Genomic DNA, 16,024 nt, shown 5'->3' with positions numbered 1-16,024 from the left:
ATGAACGCTATACATGAAAAACGCCGGGCCCGGAATGACCCAGGCCCGGCGTGCGTGCACGACTCGGCGATGTTGCCGCCGCTGGATCAGTACTTGAAGCGGAAGTTGAGGTAGTACTGGCGACCGTTGCTGTAGAACGAGGTCGGGATGGCCGCGGTCTGGTAGTACTTGTAGGTCGGGTTGTTGAGGTTCAGGCCATCCAGGCTGATGCTCAGCCAATCGGTGGCCTTGTAGCTCAGCGATGCCGACAGCGTGCCGAAGTCATCCTGGTAGTACGGGTTGGTGCCCGACAGGCTGATCAGGAACGAGGAACGGCGGGTGTAGCTGACCCGGGCGCCAAAGCGCTCGTTCTCGAAGTAGGCACCCACGTTGTAGGTGTTCTTCGAAGTACCCAGCAGGTTGTGCGAACCATCCGACCAGGTGTGCGAGGTGGTGCCGTTGGCGTAGGTGTAGTTGGCATTGATGCCGAAGTACTCGCCGATCGGCTGCTCGTAGGCCACTTCCACGCCGGTGACCTTGCCGTCGGCATTGATCGGAGTGGAGATCTGGTAGGTCTCAAGCTGGTTGGTCAGTTCGCTGTACAGCTGGCGCGAGACCACGTCGAAGGCGATGTAGTCCTTCAGCTTCATGTGGTACGCGCCCACCGACAGCAGGCCACGCGGCATGAAGTACCACTCCAGGTTGGCATCCAGGTTGGTCGACAGGGTCGGCTTGAGGTTTGGATTGCCGCCACCGCCGGTGCGGTTCAGGTCCGAGCCGTACGAGGAGGCACCCAGCGCCGAGTAGTCCGGCAGGGTCTGGGTCTGCGAGGCGGCGACACGCAGCACCAGCGAGTCGTCCAGGTCGAACTTGATGTTGGCGCTGGGCAGGACACGGTTGCGCTTGTTCTGGAAGGCCAGGCGCTCCCACATGCCGAACAGGCTGCTGACATCGGCATCGGCGGCCTTGCTGACGGCGTTGTAGGTGTCGATGTCCTGCTTGATGTTGACGTAGCGCAGGCCGACGTTGCCGCTCCACCAGTCGCCGCGGAAATTGGCCTGCACGTAGCCGGCGAAGTTCTTTTCCTTCACCTTCCACTCGGCGCCATAGTTGTGGCGACCGGTCGGGCCATCATTGCCGGCCAGCCAGGTGGAATTGTTGGTCACCGCGTCCTTCAGCGCGCCCGGGGTGAAGTACCAGAGGTTGCGCGGGAAGGTGCCGCCGATGTCGCCGGCAAAGCCGCTGGGATAGTTGGCCGCGGCACCGTTCTTCAGCGCGCTCCAGATGTCACCCGGGGTTGCACCTTCCGGCGACAGCGCTTCGCGCTTGTGGTCGGCGAAACGCAGGCCGAAGTCGATCGAGCTCAGTACGCCGCCATCGTTGAAGTACTGGTTGAAGTCGAGCGTGGCCCACTTCTCCTTGTCTTCGGCGGTGACCTGCTGGTTGCCCCAGGTGCCGAAGCTGGTCACGCCGTTGGGCGAGAGGTCGCCGCCGACGTTCCAGTCGATCGGCGAGCCATTGCCGTGGGTGGCCCAGCTGGCGCCGCCGCCGTTGGCAAGGGTGACCTCGGCGATGTACTGGCGCGGCGTCTCACCGGTGCCCTTGGTGCTGCCGGCCTGGAACGTGGCGGTCAGGCTGTCGCTGATCTGCCAGTCGGCATCGAAGGTGACATAGCTCGACTTGGCCTTCGACTCGCGGTAGATCATGTCGTACACCGCATAGTCGGTGCCCGGCACGCCCCTGTAGCTGGCGTTGGTCAGCACGCCGTCCTTGACCACATAGCCCGGATCCGGCGCCTGCGACTTGGCGAAGCTGTTGCCGAACATCATGAAGTTGCGGTTGTAGTTGTTGGCCTTCAGCTCGGAGCTGAAACCATTCAGGCCCAGGGTGAGGCTGTCGCTCGGCTTGAACTGCAACGAGACCAGGCCGCCCTTGCGCTCGCGGGTCTGCTCAAACAGGGTCGAACCCAGCAGGCCCGGCACATTGACGCCGATCAGGTCCGGATTGGTCTCGGCGACCGGATCGCCGGCGCCGATCTTGAAGAAGCCGCCCGGGATTTCCTGTGCTTCACGGCGCAGCTCGCGCTTCTGGCTGAAGCCCTGCACCATCACGCCGAAGGTGCCTTCGTCGTTCTTGTAGTTGAACAGTGCCGAGTACTGCGGGTCGTTCGACTTGGCCTGGTCCGAGCGCACCATGCCGATCGAGCCTTCCGCGGTGAACGGCTTGGAGAACTCCAGCGGCTTGCGGGTGATGATGTTGACGGTACCGGTGGTACCGCCGTCCTGCAGCTTGGCCTGCGAGGACTTGTTCACTTCCACCGAGCTGACCAGTTCCGACGGCAGCAGCGAGTAGCTGACGCTGCGGCCGACGTTGTTGCCCTGGCTGAGCACGAACCAGTCGGCCGAGCCGACGGTGTGGCCGTTGATCAGGGTCTGGGTCAGGCTCGGGCTGGTGCCGCGCAGGCTGACACGGTCGGCTTCATCGAAGCCACCTTCGTCGGCGCTGGACGAGCTGATGTTCACGCCGGGCAGGCGCTGCAGGGTATCGGCAACGTTGTGCGCGGGCAGCTTGCCCACGTCTTCGGCGGTGACCACTTCCACGCGCGCATTGGCTTCGCGCTTGGTGTCCAGCGACTTTTCCATCGAGCCACGAATGCCGGTAACGGTCACGGTGTCCAGATCGGTGGCGGTCGGGGCCGCCTGCTGCGCGTGCGCACTGAAGGCGATGCAGCTGACGATGGCGGCCGAAAGCAGGGTCTTGCGGGTGTTCATGATGTCTCTCCTCATCACTCGATTGGGTGCCGGCGGCGGTGTTCGGTTACGGTTGCGATGACATGCGCGGGGCGGCGGCGAAGTCCCGTGCGTTGGCGTGCCACGTACTGCGTGCTGCGATTGCGTTGAAGCCTGTTGCGGTGTCAGGCGGCCGATTGCTGCAGGTACCAGCTGGCAGCGCCGACCACGCCCAACTGGCCGTGTTCGACGACCTTCACCGGGATGCGTGCCAGCGCTTCGCCCATCGGCCCCTTCTGCAGGTAGCGTTCGACGAAGGTGCTGGCGTGCAGGTATTCGCGGATCTGCGGCAGGATGCCGCCGGCCAGGTAGACGCCACCGTGGGCGCCGTAGAACAGCGCCATGTCGCCGATGGTGCTGCCGAGCAGGCCACAGAACACGTCCAGCGCCTGGCGGGCATCCGCATCACTGTCGGCCATGGCCGCAGCGGTGACTGCGTCGGGGCTTGCCAGGGTCGGCGCCTGCCCCTGCAGCGCGCACACCGCACGGTACAGGTTCATCAGGCCGGGGCCGGAGATCGCATGCTCGATCGACACGTGCGCGCGGTCGCGCTGCATGTGGCGGACGATGGCCATTTCCAGTTCGGTGCTGGCCGCCAGGGTCGGCTGGCCGGCTTCGGTGGGCAGGACCACCGGGCCGTGCGCGGTGGGGATCCACAGCGCTGCACCGAGACCGGTGCCGGGGCCGACCACCAGGGTCGGGCCACGCGCGGCGGTCTCCGGCCCGCACAGGTGCAGCACGCCGCTGGCGTCCACCTGCGCGGCGGCGTAGGCCACCGCTTCGAAATCGTTGACGATGTAGACCCGCTGCAGGCCGACATCGGCCTCCACCTGGCGCGCCGACAGCGGCCACGGCAGGTTGGCGGTGATCACCGTGCCGTCTTCGCGGGCATAGCCGGCGCTGGCGACCACGCAATGCGTGGGCCGCGGGCCTTCGCCCAGGAAGTCGGACAGGATCGCGCTGAGGCCGGCATGGTCGGCATTGCGGTACTTGCGGTACTCCAGCACCTGCACCGGATGGGCGGCGTCACCGCTGGCCTGGACCCGGGCCACGCGCACATGGGTGCCACCGACGTCGGCGGCCAGGAACGAGGGCGCGACGCGGGAAAGGACATGCGACGGGGCGGGGTGGCTGGCGGTCACGCGGGCTCCTGCTGCAGGTGGGCCGGCCCGGGGATCGGGGGCGGCGATTGGGGCGGAGTCTGTAACCGTGCTGACAACGATGTCAACGAGTTCGTGACACTTTCGTTGCTGCGTCGCAACGAATGCGGCGCGCAGTAAACGTTTACACGGTGTGAGTGCGGGTTTCACATGGGAACCATTGGCGCACGGGGCTCTAGGCCTGCCGCGCATTCAGCGGGGCATACCGCGGCGGACTTGCGCAGTGCAGCACAAGGTTCAGGCAGGCGTGCATGGAAGTTGACAAACCGCCGTTGTCCATCGAAAGAATGTGACAACGTTGTTCCCAGCCACTCTCCGACGCCGCGTTCTGCGGCCGTCGCCGCAGGAGCCCTCCTGATGTCCGCCGTCCCCGCTGCAAGCGCGCGCCCGAACGTGGCCACCTCCATCGCCATCGTTGGCGTGTTGTTCTTCCTGATCGGCTTCTTCACCTGGCTCAACGGCCCGCTGATCACCTTCGTCAAGTTGGCCTTCGAACTCAGCGAGGTCGGCGCCTTCCTGGTGCTGATGGTGTTCTACCTGTCCTATTTCTTCCTGGCCCTGCCGGCGTCCTGGATCCTGCGCCGCACCGGCATGAAGAAGGGCCTGAGCCTGAGCCTGCTGGTGATGGCCGGTGGTGCCGCGCTGTTCGGTGAATTCGCCACCCAGCGCTGGTACCCGGGCGCGCTCGGCGGCCTGTTCGTGATCGGCAGCGGCCTGGCGCTGCTGCAGACCGCGATCAATCCCTACATCTCCATCCTCGGCCCGATCGAGACGGCGGCACGCCGCATCGCACTGATGGGCATCTGCAACAAGATCGCCGGCATGCTCGCCCCGGTGCTGATCGGCACCCTGGTGCTGCATGGCATCGGCGATCTGGACAAGCAGGTGCAGGCCGCCGACGCGGTCACCAAGGTTGCGCTGCTCAACGAATTCGCCGCCAAGATCCATGCGCCGTACCTTGCGATGGCCGCGCTGCTGGTGGTGCTGGCGGTGGCCGTGCTGTTCTCGCCTCTGCCGGAGATCAAGTCCTCCGAAGCCAATGCAACGCCGTCAGGGGCACCGGGAACGGCCGAGCGCCGCAGCATCTTCCAGTTCCCGCATCTGTGGCTGGGCGTGCTGTGCCTGTTCGTGTACGTAGGCGTGGAAGTCATGGCCGGTGATGCGATCGGCACCTACGGCCACGGTTTCGGCTTGCCGCTGGACCAGACCAAGATGTTCACCTCGCTGACGCTGGGTGCGATGTTGGCCGGCTACGTGGTCGGCCTGCTGGCGATCCCTGGCCTGGTCTCGCAGTCGCGCTACCTGACCATTTCGGCAGTGATGGGCGTGGTGTTCTGCCTGGGCGCCTGGGCTACGCACGGCTACGTCTCGGTGGCCTTCGTGGCGCTGCTGGGCTTTGCCAACGCCATGATGTGGCCGGCCATCTTCCCGCTGGCGATCCGCGGCCTGGGCCGCTTCACCGAGACCGGCTCGGCGCTGCTGGTGATGGGCATCGCCGGCGGCGCGATCATTCCGCAGCTGTTCGCCGTGCTCAAGCAGCACATCGACTTCCAGCTGGTGTTCGTGCTGCTGATGGTGCCGTGCTACCTGTACATCCTGTTCTACTCGGTGATCGGCCATCGTGCCGGCCTGCCGCAGGACAAGGCCTGATCGGCGATGATGGACGGCAGCCAACCCCAGGGAAAACCCATGCGCAGAGCGACCATCAAGGACGTTGCGGAGAAGGCCAAGGTCTCGCTGAAGACGGTCTCGCGGGTGATCAACAATGAGCCCTCGGTGATGCAGGCCACCCGTGCGCGGGTGCTGCGTGCCATCGCCGAGCTCGACTACGAGCCCGATCCGTCCGCGCGCAACCTGCGCAGCGGCACTACCTTCGTGATCGGGCTGGTCTACGACAACCCGAACCCGTACCACATCATCGGCGTGCAGAACGGCGTGCTGGCCGCGTGCCGCGAGACCGGTTTCGGCCTGCAGATCCATCCCTGTGATTCGAGCTCGCCGTTGCTGGCCGATGAACTGGCCGACTGGGTGCAGCGCTCGCGGCTGGCGGGGCTGGTGCTGACCGCGCCGATGTCCGAGCGACGCGACCTGATCCAGGCGCTGACCGCGCGTGGCATCAAGCTGGTGCGCATCATCGCCGCCACTGAAGACCCGGCCGACGGCGCCTGCGTGTTCGTCGACGACCGCGAGGCGGCCTACGAGATCACCGAGCACCTGATCCAGCTGGGCCACCAGCGCATCGGCTTCCTCTGGGGCGGCAGCTCGCACCGCTCCTCGGGCGAACGCTATGCCGGCTACGAAGCGGCGCTGAAGGACTACGGCATGACCGTGGACAAGCACCTGGTGGTGCAGGGCGATTACACCTTCGACGATGGTTTCCGTGGGGCGCGCCGCCTGCTGGCGCTGCGCGAGCCACCTACCGCCATCTTCGGTTCCAACGACGAAATCGCTGCCGGCGTGCTGGCCGCCGCCAAGTCGGCCGGCATGAACGTGCCCTACGACCTGTCCATCGCCGGCTTCGAGGACAGCCCGTTCTCGCGCCAGTCGTGGCCGCCGCTGACCACCGCCAAGCAGGCCACCGAGGACATCGCCCGCCACGCCGCGCGCCTGCTGATCGCACAACTGCGCAGCGACGCCTACGACGATGCGCCGGCACCGCTGCACAACCAGGGCTTCGTGCCGCAACTGGTGGTGCGCGGTTCGACCGCGCCGATGCGCCCGGCCGGCGCACGCCCCCTTCCTTCCGATCCTGCCTGAGCCTGCCATGTCGCTGTCAGACCCCACGTCCACCCTGATGTTCGCCGAGGCCGCCGAAGCGGCCGACGTGGTTGCCCGCCAGTTCTCGCGCAACCACGCCACCCTGGAAACCCTGGCCGCCAGCCTGCGCGCGGCGCCGCCGCCGTTCGTGGTCACCTGTGCACGCGGCAGCTCCGACCATGCCGCCACCTACGGCAAGTACCTGCTGGAAACCCAGCTGGGCCTGGTGGTTGCGTCGGCCTCGCCGTCGGTGGGGTCGGTCTATGCCGCACCGCTGCAGCTGCGCGGTGCGCTGTTCATCGTCATTTCGCAGTCGGGCAAGAGCCCGGACCTGCTGCGCAACGCCGAGGCGGCCAAGGCCGCTGGCGCACGCGTGATCGCGCTGGTCAACGTCGAGGATTCGCCGCTGGCGCAGCTGGCCGACACGGTCATTCCGCTGCATGCCGGTGCCGAAAAGAGCGTGGCGGCGACCAAGAGCTACCTGGCCTCGCTGGCTGCACTGCTGCAGCTGGCCGCCTACTGGAAGCAGGACAGCAGCCTGCGCAACGCGCTGGACCTGCTGCCGGACGCGATGCGTGAAGCCTGGCAGTGCGACTGGAGCGCGGTGACCGAAGGCCTGGTCGAGGCCACCAACCTGTTCGTGCTCGGCCGTGGCCTGGGCTTGGGCGCGGCGCAGGAAGCGGCGCTGAAGTTCAAGGAAACCTGCAGCCTGCACGCCGAAGCCTACAGCTCGGCCGAGGTCAAGCACGGCCCGATGGCGCTGGTCGACCGTGGCTTCCCGGTGCTGGCCTTCGCGCAGCCCGATGAAACCGGCGCTGGCACCCGAGCGGTGGTCGATGAATTCACCTCGCGCGGCGCGCAGGTGTGGCTGGCCGGCGCCGGTGGCAACCTGCCGGTGGCGGCCGCACCGCACCCGCTGTGCGCACCGCTGCTGACCGTGCAGAGCTTCTATCGCGCGATCAATGCGCTGGCGCTGCGTCGTGGCTTCAACCCGGACCTGCCGCCGCACCTGAACAAGGTCACGGAGACGGTGTGATGGCAACCGTGCTGCGCAATGCCCGCATCCTGGCAGGCGATGAGTTCCGCGACGATCTGGCTGTGGTGATCGAAGAGGGTCGCATCAGCGCGCTGTTGCCCGACGCCGCACCGCAGCTGGGCCACGCTGCCGAGCAGGTGGACCTGGGCGGCGGCTGGCTGCTGCCCGGCTTCATCGACGTGCAGGTCAATGGCGGTGGCGGCGCGTTGTTCAACAACACGCCCGATGTTGCCTCGCTGCGTACCATCGCGCAGGCTCACCGCCGCTTCGGTACCACCGCGATGCTGCCCACGCTGATCAGCGATGACGTGGCGGTGATGCGCGAAGCCATCGGTGCGCTGCGCGAGGCGATCGCGCAGGGCGTGCCGGGCGTGATCGGCATCCATCTCGAAGGGCCCTACATCGCGCCGGCGCGCAAGGGCACGCACGATGCCAGCAAGTTCCGCGTGCCGGACGAAGAAGAGATCGCGCTGGCCGCGTCGCTGGACAACGGCGTGACCCTGCTGACTCTGGCGCCGGAGCGCGTGCCGCTGGAGACCATCCGCGCGCTGGTCGAACGTGGCGTGATCGTGGCCGCCGGCCACACCGCAGGCACCTACGAAGAGATCCGCGCCGGCCTGGATGCTGGCGTGCGTGGCTTCACCCATCTGTACAACGCGATGTCGCCGCTGCAGGGCCGTGAGCCCGGCGCGGTGGGCGCTGCGCTGGAAGACCGCGACAGCTGGATCGGCATCATCGTCGATGGCGTGCATGTGCATCCGGCCAGCCTGCGGGTGGCGCTGGCGGCCAAGCCGCGCGGTCGCCTGCTGCTGGTGACCGATGCGATGCCGCCGGTCGGTGCGGATGATCCCAGCTACGTGCTGTACGGCGAAACCATCACCGCCATCGACGGCGTGGTGCGCAATGCCGCCGGTTCGCTGGCGGGCTCGGCGCTGGACATGGCCACGGCGGTGCGCAACACCGTGCAGCTGCTCGGCCAGCCGCTGGCCGAAGCCGCGCGCATGGCTTCGACCTACCCGGCGCAGTTCCTCAATGTCGACGACCGCCTGGGCCACATCGCCGAGGGCTACCAGGCCGACCTGGTGCTGCTGGATGACGCCCTGCAGGTACGTAGCACCTGGATTGCCGGACAGTACGAGGCCGCCTGATGAACAGTACGCCGCCACGCCGTCTGGGCTCGATCGATGCCCTTCGCGGCATCACCGTGGCGGCGATGCTGCTGGTCAACAATCCAGGCGACTGGAGTGCAGTGTTCGCGCCGCTGCGCCATTCGGAATGGCATGGCTGCACGCCCACCGATCTGGTGTTCCCGTTCTTCCTGTTCCTGGTGGGCGTGTCGATGGCCTTCAGCGTGGCACCGCGCGCGCTGGATGCCGCTGCGCGTCCTGCACGGGCGCGCGGCGTGCTGGAGCGCGCACTGCGCATCCTGGTGACCGGTGCGCTGCTGCACCTGCTGATCTGGTGGGCGCTGGATACACACCACTTCCGCATCTGGGGGGTGCTGCAACGGATCGCCGTGTGCGCGGCGCTGGTGGGTGTGCTGGCGGTGTATGCACGGCCGCGCATGCAGGCCGGCATGCTTGTTGGACTGTTGGTGGGGTACACGGTGCTGCTGCTGGGCGTCGGTGACCTGGCGCCGTGGACCAACCCGGCCAGCCGCCTGGACACCACGCTGTTCGCACCGTGGATCTATCAATGGCATGCCGATACCCGCCTCGGCCATGACCCGGAAGGATTGCTGAGCACGCTGGGTGCACTGGCCAGTACCGTGCTCGGCCTGTTGGCCGGTGGCCTGCTGCGCAGCGGGCGTTCGACGGCACTGGCCGGGCTGGGCGTGGCGACGGCCGTGCTGGGCCTGTTGCTGGCCGGGGTGTTGCCGTTGAACAAGCAGCTGTGGACGCCCAGCTACGTGCTGTGGACCGGCGGCCTGGCCGCGCTGGCGCTGTGGCTGGGCCACGTGCTGATCGACCTGAAAGGATGGCCGGCGCTGGGCCGGCGCTTCGGCGTCAATGCGATCACCGCGTATCTGGGGGCCTCGGTGATGTCGGTGGCGTTGATGGCCAGCGGTGCCTGGAGCCGGATCTGGCAGCAGCTGGCCAACGCGATGTCGGGTGCGCTGGAGCTGGCGTCGATGTTGCAGGCACTGGCGTTTGTCGCGCTGTGGTGGGGCGTGGCCTGGTGGCTGGACCGTCGGAAGATCTACCTGAAGATCTGACCCCGTCCGCCAACGCCATCCACGCATGGCGTGGATCTACCAGGTGCCACGATTGAATCGATTGGCGATGCAGGATCAGTAGATCCACGCCATGCGTGGATGCTTTGCGCGTGATTCCGGATGCCGGAAAAATGAACGATTTCAGCTACATCACATGGGCGTGAGGGCCCGGCGATTTCGCATCCGAAGTGTGATTTTCGGCACGCAAGTTCACCTATCGAAACGGTTCACATCACGGCAGACTGCACACGCAGCAGCGTGCATTTGCAGTTCCTGATTCCCTGTCCAGGAGAACTGTATGACCCGTGCCGTCCCGCGCGCTTTCCGTCCGCGCCGCCTCACCGTTTCCGTGCTTCAGGCACTGGCTGTCCCGTCCATGGTGCTGTTGACCGCCAGCGCCGCCTGGGCTGGCTGCAGCACCGTCGCTCCGGTCGCCGGCCAGGCGGTCACCTGCGACGCCAACGCGCCGAATCCGCAGACGGTGCCTATCACAGCCAGCGGCGAAGCGGGCATCACCGTCAACGTCGCCAGCGGTACCCAGTTGCAGCAGAGCGGTGGTGGCAGTGCGATTTCGCTGGTCGGGGCCGGCGGGCACCTGCTGTCCAACCTCGGCACGATCAGTTCGGTGGGGGGTGTGGCGGTCCAGCTCGGTGGCGGCAGCCGTGTCGAGAATTCGGGCAGCATCAGCACCGGCAACAACATCGCGCTGCAGTTCGTTGGCGCCGGCGACAGCGTGTTGGTCAACCGCGGAACGATCAGCGGGCGCACTGGCGTACAGTTCGATTCGGGCAACGACCGCCTCGAGATGCAGGCCGGCAGCATCAGCGGCGGCGTCCTGCAAGGAGATGGCAACGATGTGCTGCTGCTGGGCAATGGCACCATCGACAGCATCGACCAGGGTAGCGGCGATGACCAGATGACCGTCACCGGCGGCACCGTCACCGGCGTGGTGGCGCAGGGCAGTGGCCGCGATGATTTCGTCATGAGTGGCGGCACGATCGGCGCGCTGCAGCAGGGCGACAACATCGATACCTTCCGCATGAGCGGTGGCCGCATCGTCGGTGCGTTCGAAGATGGCGACCAGGCCTGGATGACCGCAGGCCGCATCGGCCGCGTCAACATGAAGCTGGACAAGAACCTGTGGGACCAGTCCGGCGGTACTGTTGATGGCAACGTGGTGACCGGCTTCGACACCGACACCATCATCATTTCGGGCACGGCCTACATCGGCGGCAACATCAGCGTCAGCGGCGGCAACGACAGCGTGACCATCACCGACGGTACCGTGCGCGGGCAGGTACTGCTCAGTACCGGCGATGACACCTTCAACTGGAGCGGCGGTGGCATTGTCTACGGTGCGATCGACATGGGCCCAGACAACGACGTGGCCAACCTCAGCAACCTCAACCAGGGCAACCTGGGTGCGGTGCCGCTGTTCGACGGTGGCAGTGGCATCGACCAGCTCAACCTGAGCAACGTCAAGACCGCAGGCGTGGGCCGTTACCAGAACTGGGAGACGATCAGCCTGGCCAACAGCACCGAGCTGAGCTTCGATGGCGACCTGGTGCTGGGCGACAGCGCAACCGGCACCGGTACGCTCACGGTGGACGACACCAGCACCGTCTACGCGGGCAGTGGCGGCCATGCCATCCGCCCATTCAACAGTGCTGCACTGGTGGAGATGGTCAATGCCGGGCGCATCGACCTGACCGGTACCGGCGCCGGCGACGTGTTCACCGTGCGCGGCAACTATCGCGGTGACGGTGGTGGCCTGTACCTGCGCACCGTGCTGGGCGCGGACAACTCCCCCAGCGATCGCTTGGTGATCGATGGCGGTACCGCCACCGGAACCACCGGCATCGGCGTGCTGAATGCCGGCGGCAGCGGCGCGGCCACGCTGGCCGATGGCATCCTGGTGGTGCAGGCCTTGAATGGTGGCCGCACCGCGCCGGGCGCGTTCTCGCTGTTCGCACCGGTCGCGGCCGGCGCCTACGAGTACTTCCTGTTCAAGGGTGGTGTCAGTGCCGGCACCAGCGAAAACTGGTACCTGCGTTCGACGCTGGTGACCGGCCCGACGCCGGCACCCAACGGTGGTGGCAGCGCCACCCCACCGCCGCTGACGCCGCCGGTGGCACCACCGCCCCCCATTGCCCCGGCGCCGCCACCGCCGCCCGAAGGCGCCATCGATCCGGACCTGACCGCAGGCGAGACCGCACCACCGCCGCCGCCGCCGGAACCGGCGCCGGTGGCACCGCCCAGCGATCCGGCGGTGCCGGACGTGCCCGTGGCCGGCGGTGCATTGCCCGGTACCGGTGCACCGCCGACGCCGGGTGCACGCCCGGCCGAAGGTGCGGTGGTACCGCTGTACCGCGTGGAGACCGCCGCCTACGCGGTGGTGCCGCCGCTGCTGCGCGAGACCTCGCTGGCCAGCCTCGGTACCTTCCACGAGCGGCAGGGCGAACAGCGCCTGCTGTACAACCAGGGCGCATTCCGCACCGCCTGGGGCCGCCTGGTGGGGCAGAGCAGCGAGATCCACTGGAAGGGCGATGCGCAGCCCGGCTTCGATGGCGACGTGATGGGCCTGCAGGCCGGCCTCGACGTGTGGGCTGCGGCGTCTGATAGCCATCGCAACCAGATCGGCGTGTTCGTCGGCCGCACCCGCGCGCAGGGCAAGACCACCGGCCTGGCACTGGGCTGGGAAAACGTGCGGGTAGGCCAGAACCGTTTGGACGACAAGCACGCGGGCCTGTACTGGACGTTCACCGACAGCAGCGGTGCCTATATCGACGCCGTGGCGATGCAGAGCCGCTACGACGGCCGCGTACGTTCCTCGCGCGGGCTCGGCTTCGGCCTGAGCGGCGACGGCACCAGCGTGTCAGTGGAGGCCGGCAAGCCGCTGCTGCACTTCGGTCAGTCCGCATGGTGGCTGGAACCGCAGCTGCAGGTGATCTGGCAGCGCACCTCGCTGGACGACCGCCGCGATGAAGTGTCGAGCGTGCGCTTCGACAACGACAACGCCTGGACCGGCCGCATCGGCCTGCGCCTGGCCGGTGATTACCAGCTGGCCGACAACGGCTGGCAGCCGTATTTCAAGCTGAATTACTGGCATGGTCGTTCCGGCGAGGATCGCATCCGCTTCGACGACGACGTGATCATCAATTCGCAGCGTTCACGCGCGCTGGAAGCCGGCGTGGGTGTGGTCGGGCGCTTCAACCGCACCATCAGTGCGTACGCCGTGGCCGACTATACGCGCGAGCTGGGTGGCGACCGCAACGAGAAGCGCCGCATCATCGAAGGCAACATCGGCTTGCGCGCGGACTGGTAGCGCGCGGTGCAGATGCATGACCCACTCTGGTGGGTGTCGACCTTGGTCGACACGTTCTGAAATGTCGTTCGCTTTGGGCGATCCGGAATTGCTATGAATTGATGAATCCGTAGATGAGATTACCTTTCTCGAAATGGACATGAAGAACGGCTTCGCTGGGCTCGCCGTCCTCGAGGAGATAGCACTCAACTGCACTGTCACCATCTCCACGGTCATATGTGGTCATCAACGGTACCAAGTCGTCTGCTGCGTCGCGCGCAGGTGAAGGGATGGAAATGGCGGCACCTTCTAGGAAGTAAACCGGCAGAAGTTCGTAGATTTCCAGAATCATCACTGAGGTCAGGTCAAAGTCTTCCTGCAGTGTGGTGCTATCCCGATCTGATATCGCCTGCACGAATTTCCGAAGTAATTCATATCTCTTGTCGTCCATGGCTTTATCTGATGGCTTTCTAATGAGTCGATTTTTCCAGCAGGGTTGCAACATCTAGCAGCATTCGTTGGCTCGTATCGGCAGCAGCTCGGGCGCGACCAACGCCCCCGCATGATCGGCCAACACCACCACCGCATGTAGCAACCCTTCCTCCACCTGTGGCGGACACTGCACCTGCGCATCATCCATCTCGCGCGCCGACTGCGCCGCCAGCAACACACCGCCGCAGGCGGACAATGCGGCAAGACAGCGCGTCGCCTCGGCCAGTTCCCGGCCGCGCGCCTCGCTGAGTTGCCGCTCGCGCCACGCCTGGCCGTCGGCTCCGTGGCTGTGTGCGATGCCGCGCAACCGGGCGAAGAACGCCGACTGCGGCGCCTGTTCGTCGGCTTCGGTGAGCGCATCTTCCAGCGCTTCGGCTGCCGTAGCGGACAGCTGCAGGTCGGGCAATGCAGCACCGAGCAGTGCCTGCAGGCGCGGAGAGGTGGGGTAGGGCGTGTTCATGGCAGCAACCTCACAAGGCAAGGCCACCTGCGGGATGCAAGGTGGCGGGCGGTGCGGGTTGGCGTGCCGGTGAAGCTCTTCACGAGGAATGACGCCGGCGGATCCGGGGATCCCCACGCACCGCCCGCCGCAGAACGACGGACGGTGCATTGTTCGGGCCGGCAACGACGTTGCAAGCCCGCTCGTGAAAAGCTTCATTCAGGACGCCAATCCCGGTCAGCGCAGGAAGCGCCGACGGGGGCCACCTTGGCGCGTTGTGCGCCGCGATGACATGGGCAAAGTTGCAATGTGGTGACTGCACGCAAGCCGCCTTGCTGCAACCAGCGATCGGGCCGGATACGACAGTTCGCGCGTGGCGCAAGCGATCATGCCCCGGTTATGCTGCGGTCCTGACTCAACGACAAGGAAGCGTCGCATGCAGGTTCGCAAGGGAGTGCGTCGCATCGGCGCGCTGATGTTCGTGTTGCTGGCGACCGGCGCCATGGCCGATACGCCAAGCACGGTCGAGGTGCCCTCGCCGGAGGCCCTGGCCGAGATCCTCAGCCTGCTTGAACGCCAGGCGCTGTATCGCGATCGGGTGGACTGGCCCGCCATTCGCATCCGCCTGCAATCGGCGCAGGGCGACCCCGCGCAACGGCTGGCCGTTCTGCGCGAAGCCATTGCGCTCAGCACCGGCCACCATGGTGCATGGACCACGACCCAGCGCCAGCGTGAATCCCTTGCGCGCGCGCAGCAGGCCGGTGCCGCCGCCGTGGACCGGGCCAAGGCCGTCGATGCGGTGGATGCGCGCATCGGCTGGGTGGTCATCGAGGGCTATGCCCCTATGCCCGGCGCGACGCCGCAGGAGAAATTCCGCCAGGACATCCAGCGCGCCGCGCGGTGGCAGCAGGTAATCCGTAGCAAGGACGACGGCATGCGCTGTGGCTGGATCGTCGACCTGCGTGACAACAGCGGTGGCAACATGTGGCCGATGCTGCTGGGCATGGCACCGTTGCTGCGCACCTCGGTGGTGAACAACGAAGATGTGGGAGCGTTCGAAGCCGCACAGGGGCCGGAGCGCTGGACGTTGACCGCGACCGCTGTACAGCGTGCAGGCAAGTCGGTGCTGGACTTCGGCCAGTCCGGCTATGTGCTGCGGCAGCCCGGCGCGCCGGTGGCGGTGCTGTTCGGGCCGCGCACCGGCAGTTCGGGCGAGGCCTCGGTGCTGGCGTGGCGTGGTCGTCCGCAGACGCGGAGTTTCGGTCAGCCTACTGCGGGTGTCTCCACTGGCAATGTCGTGCACACGCTTGCCGATGGCAGTCGCCTGCTGCTGACCACCAGCGTGATGCGGGACCGCAATGATCGTGGTGATGGCTTGAAGATCGAGCCCGACCAGCGCGTCGAGGGGGACGCCGCCACCGTGGCCGCCGCCCAAGCCTGGCTGCTGGCCCAGCCCGCCTGCCAAGGCACCCGGTCATGATCCTGATCGGCCAACAGGAACGGGTGCTGATCGTCGGCCCCACCGAAGCCCACCACTGCCTGCGCTGCCAGACGGAAACCGAGTTCGCCCCGCAGCTGCGCTACAGGATGGCGCGCATCGACCTGCTGTTCGGCTTCACCTACCAGCGTCGCTACGAGCTGGCCTGCACCCGCTGCGAGCACGGCTGGGTGCTGGATACCGAGACCATGGACCAGCAGCTGGGCGGGGTGCCGATCCCGTGGCGGCACCGCTTCGGCCTGCCGTTGATGCTGGTGGTGGTGGCGGGGCTGGCGGTGGCCGGATGGATGTGGCGGCACGGATACATCGGCCGCTGATGAAGATGACACGGTTGCTTATATCCCAAATTGGGACT

General features: G+C 66.6%; 12 protein-coding genes. 8 read left to right on the top strand and 4 right to left on the bottom strand.

Annotation, left to right across the window (positions count from 1 at the left end; genetic code table 11):
• Positions 1-86: 86 nt before the first annotated feature.
• Positions 87-2,750, bottom strand: a complete 2,664-nt coding sequence (locus tag AC10QF_RS13345; RefSeq protein WP_494542364.1) for a TonB-dependent receptor — start codon at positions 2,748-2,750, stop codon at positions 87-89.
• 143 nt (positions 2,751-2,893) lie between these two features.
• On the bottom strand, positions 2,894-3,910 hold the full coding sequence (locus AC10QF_RS13340) for a glucokinase family protein (RefSeq protein WP_494542363.1): 1,017 nt from the start codon (positions 3,908-3,910) through the stop codon (positions 2,894-2,896).
• A 375-nt stretch (positions 3,911-4,285) separates the two neighbouring features.
• Between AC10QF_RS13340 and AC10QF_RS13335 the strand changes: the two genes are divergently transcribed.
• From AC10QF_RS13335 to AC10QF_RS13310, 6 genes are all read left to right on the top strand, one after another.
• Positions 4,286-5,578, top strand: a complete 1,293-nt coding sequence (locus AC10QF_RS13335; RefSeq protein ID WP_005419333.1) for a sugar MFS transporter — start codon at positions 4,286-4,288, stop codon at positions 5,576-5,578.
• Between the two features lie 39 nt (positions 5,579-5,617).
• Positions 5,618-6,685 (top strand): LacI family DNA-binding transcriptional regulator, encoded by a 1,068-nt coding sequence (locus tag AC10QF_RS13330; protein ID WP_005411045.1) that lies wholly within the window; start codon positions 5,618-5,620, stop codon positions 6,683-6,685.
• A 7-nt stretch (positions 6,686-6,692) separates the two neighbouring features.
• Complete coding sequence (locus AC10QF_RS13325) at positions 6,693-7,721, top strand: SIS domain-containing protein (RefSeq protein ID WP_329847761.1); 1,029 nt, start codon at positions 6,693-6,695, stop codon at positions 7,719-7,721.
• Entirely contained in the window at positions 7,721-8,869 is a 1,149-nt protein-coding gene (nagA, locus tag AC10QF_RS13320; protein WP_494542362.1) for an N-acetylglucosamine-6-phosphate deacetylase, read from the top strand. The genes AC10QF_RS13325 and nagA overlap by 1 nt, the downstream gene beginning before the upstream one ends.
• Positions 8,869-9,936 (top strand): acyltransferase family protein, encoded by a 1,068-nt coding sequence (locus AC10QF_RS13315; RefSeq protein ID WP_494542361.1) that lies wholly within the window; start codon positions 8,869-8,871, stop codon positions 9,934-9,936. The genes nagA and AC10QF_RS13315 overlap by 1 nt, the downstream gene beginning before the upstream one ends.
• A gap of 298 nt (positions 9,937-10,234) precedes the next feature.
• Positions 10,235-13,261 carry an autotransporter family protein gene (locus tag AC10QF_RS13310; protein WP_494542360.1) on the top strand — a complete coding sequence of 1,009 codons (3,027 nt, stop codon included), beginning with the start codon at positions 10,235-10,237 and terminating at the stop codon, positions 13,259-13,261.
• Positions 13,262-13,352: 91 nt separating this feature from the next.
• On the opposite strand, the gene AC10QF_RS13305 is transcribed toward AC10QF_RS13310, so the two are convergent.
• Both AC10QF_RS13305 and AC10QF_RS13300 read right to left on the bottom strand, forming a co-directional pair.
• Positions 13,353-13,691: a hypothetical protein gene (locus AC10QF_RS13305; protein WP_494542359.1), complete on the bottom strand. Its 339-nt coding sequence runs from the start codon at positions 13,689-13,691 to the stop codon at positions 13,353-13,355.
• A 54-nt stretch (positions 13,692-13,745) separates the two neighbouring features.
• Positions 13,746-14,192, bottom strand: a complete 447-nt coding sequence (locus AC10QF_RS13300) for a hypothetical protein (RefSeq protein WP_494542358.1) — start codon at positions 14,190-14,192, stop codon at positions 13,746-13,748.
• Between the two features lie 415 nt (positions 14,193-14,607).
• Here AC10QF_RS13300 and AC10QF_RS13295 point away from each other — a divergent pair, with 415 nt between their 5' ends.
• Positions 14,608-15,651: a S41 family peptidase gene (locus AC10QF_RS13295; protein WP_069139187.1), complete on the top strand. Its 1,044-nt coding sequence runs from the start codon at positions 14,608-14,610 to the stop codon at positions 15,649-15,651.
• On the top strand, positions 15,648-15,986 hold the full coding sequence (locus AC10QF_RS13290; RefSeq protein ID WP_069139188.1) for a hypothetical protein: 339 nt from the start codon (positions 15,648-15,650) through the stop codon (positions 15,984-15,986). The genes AC10QF_RS13295 and AC10QF_RS13290 overlap by 4 nt, the downstream gene beginning before the upstream one ends.
• Positions 15,987-16,024: the final 38 nt, after the last annotated feature.

This window comes from Stenotrophomonas maltophilia complex sp. Om-AH-Sm3, assembly GCF_059337855.1.
This window is presented reverse-complemented; position numbering and strand designations above follow the sequence as displayed.